Here is a 1,852-nt window from a genome sequence, read left to right as displayed (position 1 = left end):
CAGGTGTCGAGGTCGGTGTCGACGGTGCCGAGCCGGGCGCCGCCGGCGCCCTTCGGCGAGATCGCGGCGTTGTTCACGGACTTGGTCCTCGGTGCCGTGCCCCATTGGCATTCCTCCGGATGCCGCGAACAAGTGACCGGCTAGATTGTTGCAATGCGACGAGGGGCGGAGCTTGGCTTTATTCTCTTTATCGTTGACAGGCTGCCGAACTAGTCCAGATTGCAACAATACTTCCGTTCAATTTTAAGCGAATTGCGACAGTCGGAGGACGTTATGCCAGAAGGCGGAGGGCCAGTTTGCGTTTGTGTAATTAACTTGAAGGGCGGCGTGGGTAAATCGACGATCTCTGCTCTTCTTGCGCGGCATGGCTATCAACAGAGGAATCTTGACGTGCTCGCCGTAGATTTGGACCCTCAGTCAAATCTCAGTCAGGCCCTAATGAGAGACAACTATCGATTATTGTTGAGCCGGAAGTTGCCCTCAATAGTCGAAGTGTTTAACGGTTATAGACCGCCTTCGCCGCAAAGAACGGGCCCTCGGAGCCTAAATGGCTCTGACGCAGTACAAACCATCGCGCGTAGCGGTGGTCGCACGCTGCAGTTGCTCCCTTCTCGATTTGATTTCTCTGATAACTTGCTCGGATCCGTTCGTCCTGATCCTCGAGTGCTAGCTCGATTCTTGGCAGATAACTTTCAAGAGAAGGATCTTGTGCTGATCGACTGCGCGCCTACAGAATCAATTCTGACTACGGCTGCTTACCACGCAAGCGGCTATATATTGGTGCCGGTGAAGCCTGAATACTTCGCAACAATTGGATTTCCACTCCTAAAAGAATCGCTTTCCAACTTTAGTAGCCAGAATCGTGGTCATAGTATCGATGTATGCGGTGTGGTTATAAATAATGCATTCTATGACGGTGGGAATAACGGTGGGCCAGAGAAGTACAGAGCCTTACAAGAGATCAAATATGAGGCTCATGAGAACGGATGGAAGCTGTACGATCACGAAATTCCTCATTCGAGAGGATTTCCCAAGATGATGCGCGGCGATTACAGCTATGTTGGAAATGCGTGGATGTTTTCGTCATTCGCAGAGGAATTCTTCGAATCAATTGGTTTGTAAGGTCTCATGTCTACAGAAGAGAAATCCAAGACGCCTTTGGCTCCTCTAATGGAGGTGGTCGTACGCTCATGGGGATGGAAGGCGGTAATCGAGGAACTGCAGCGCATCTACGTATCCGATTTCGAAGTGGCGTCGAATGAATTGCAAGAGCTGAAGCCTCGTCGGGCAGATACTCGGAAGCCCAAAAACGCCGTTCAGCAAGTTAACGATATTGAGGTTGCCGGTGAGCGCAAATCGATCTTGCTTGCGATAGCTGCCAAGTTCGAGGAGAGAGCGTTTCTGCCGAGCCTAAGCAGCATTCGCGAGTTCCTTGCAATGCGAGGACTGGTGGGTTTCTCATTTAGAGATCGGAGTACGGGTTTTCGGCTGCTTTTGGATGTCCTTAAGGAGGCTCCTCTTGATGATCTGCGCGACCTTTTAGGCAGCGCCGCCTTTTCTGGGCCATCTCGGCTTGCGCCGCTTGCAGAAGCAATAAGAGCTGCTGGGCGAGCCCGACGAGACGAGGCTCGCAATCTTGATGATACGGAACACGCGAGTAATCGAGTGATCAAAAACGAAAATGAGGACTAGGAACTCACATAGTGGCAAGGCCAATCTACTAGCACTCTGATCTCTACATTCATCGGTAAAAATCTCTCGAAAAGGGCTGCAACCTCAGACGTGCTGGCCGCCGTTGATGTGGATCTCGGCGCCGTTCACGTAGGAGCTGGTCTCCGTGCACAGCACATAG

Annotated in this window: 2 protein-coding genes and 2 pseudogenes; 2 read left to right on the top strand and 2 right to left on the bottom strand. The window is 51.7% G+C overall.

Going from position 1 to position 1,852, the window contains the following annotated elements:
* A pseudogene (locus tag ACQR1F_RS32145) lies at window positions 1-137 on the bottom strand (oxidoreductase); the annotation flags it as partial.
* A 136-nt stretch (window positions 138-273) separates the two neighbouring features.
* On the opposite strand from ACQR1F_RS32145, the gene ACQR1F_RS32140 reads away from it, so the two are divergent.
* Window positions 274-1,122, top strand: coding sequence for a ParA family protein (locus ACQR1F_RS32140; protein WP_434914551.1), 849 nt, complete (start codon window positions 274-276; stop codon window positions 1,120-1,122).
* Window positions 1,123-1,128: 6 nt separating this feature from the next.
* Entirely contained in the window at window positions 1,129-1,692 is a 564-nt protein-coding gene (locus tag ACQR1F_RS32135) for a hypothetical protein (protein WP_434914550.1), read from the top strand.
* Window positions 1,693-1,776: 84 nt separating this feature from the next.
* On the opposite strand, the pseudogene ACQR1F_RS32130 reads toward ACQR1F_RS32135, so the two are convergent.
* Window positions 1,777-1,852, bottom strand: a pseudogene (locus tag ACQR1F_RS32130) (oxidoreductase); the annotation flags it as partial.

This window comes from Bradyrhizobium sp. HKCCYLS3013, assembly GCF_051167615.1.
GTDB lineage: Bacteria > Pseudomonadota > Alphaproteobacteria > Rhizobiales > Xanthobacteraceae > Bradyrhizobium.
This window is presented reverse-complemented; position numbering and strand designations above follow the sequence as displayed.